General features: G+C 41.4%; 1 protein-coding gene. It reads left to right on the top strand.

Features of this window, described 5'->3' with window-relative positions:
* The first annotated feature begins 176 nt into the window (after positions 1–176).
* A complete protein-coding gene (locus tag KHS78_RS22150) occupies positions 177–1463 on the top strand; it encodes an SET domain-containing protein-lysine N-methyltransferase (RefSeq protein ID WP_211831191.1) in 1287 nt (428 codons plus the stop codon).
* The last annotated feature ends 111 nt before the right edge of the window (positions 1464–1574 follow it).

Raw genomic sequence — 1574 nt, 5'->3', positions numbered from 1 at the left:
TCAGAGGAATGGATTTCAGGATGTCGTCAAATGATTGCTGCTGCATGTCTCACCTCTCAAATGCCGAGTGGAATAGACGCACGAAACAGTATAGTCAGAGATGACAACACTTAATGTGAACAGAGCCAAAAGCCACCGTGAAGGTGGTCATCCACAATTTAAAAAAGGACTTTTCAATGCAAATCAAGCCTATACCAGACAGGCATTTAACGGATTGTCTGGACGATGTCCCTTTGAACACATACGAAACACCCTCTCCTCATCCCTCTCGTAAAAGCAAGGTGAAGGTAGAAGCTGTTGATAGAAAGATTCCCAGGAAACAACTCGCCCCCACACCGTGTTGTCATAATCGATTTGTGGCTAGCGGTCCTTTTGAGCAAACATTGTTGCAACTCGATGAAAACAAGAAACAGCAGGTCAGGTTAAAAGAAGAGGAAAATGAGCTTGTTGAATCGCTGAAATCCGCCGCATTCAACCACTACAGTTATGATGGAGATACATTCCTGCGAGACTACGGCGTTGTTGATCCTGAAGGAAAAGGAGTCATCAGTGCACGCTTCTTCGCTAATGGTAAAAAAGTTGGAGACTACGAAGGTGAGCTTGTATACAGAATCCCTGATCCCTTTGATCACTCAAAACCTCAAAAATATATTGTTTTTAAGCTATCCAATGACCTTTCTGCCTTTCAACCAGTAAGGCGACAACAAAGTCTACAGCAACAAAAATGCGCAATAATTCCCATGCAAAATGACAGGTACATCGCTTGGTCAAACCGATGGATTGAAAATACCGACATAGAAATCGGAAGAAACGGTAGCAAGAATATGCGCTATCTAAACCACTCCAAGCAAGCAAACGTCAGGCTACTCCCCCACCCTGTTGAGCGATATATTCTCTGGGAGAACAGACATTCTCTTTCTATTGAGGTGTTAGCAATTGATGACATTAAATACGGTACTGAAATCGTTTTTGATTATGAACCGAGAACAAAAAACAAAGACATCAAATTTCACTTGCCGACTGTATCAAAACTAACCTGTTTGCATAAAGAAACAATTACCGATCAACTGAACAAGGCAAGCAATCATCAATTAGCATTAACTTTTCCCAAAGTAGCGAAAGTGACAACCCCAAAACATTTAACAAAGAAACAAAACAACCCTACAAAAAAACCTCCACCACCAACAAAGCCTCATAAAAAGACATTATTGGTTCTTCCCCCTTCCAGCCAGTCCGTAAAACGCAAAAAAGCAACTGCAATGCTCAGACAGCGTAACGCTTACGACCCAATACTTGAAAAGTTAATCCAGGCTGCTCAAAAAGCCGGCGTGAGTGAAAAAATCATTTTTTGCACTAGCAATAAGGACTTTAAAATACCTCATCGTCTCTGGAATACTTACTGTATAACCTGGAATAAAATGTACAAACAAATGCCCTTAAACAAAAACCTGATTACCACCTAACATAAGCCATTCTCCCGTCTAAACTTACGACACTGGTTTTCCTTGGGTTAGGAGACGTGTCATGGCCAGGAACAAAATCCAGTTTCAGAAAGGCATGAGCCTTGTGGAATT

It is taken from the genome of Kistimonas asteriae, from assembly GCF_018263925.1.
GTDB lineage: Bacteria > Pseudomonadota > Gammaproteobacteria > Pseudomonadales > Endozoicomonadaceae > Kistimonas > Kistimonas asteriae.
The sequence above is the reverse complement of the archived record's forward strand: the minus strand, read 5'-3'. Positions and strand labels throughout refer to the sequence as shown.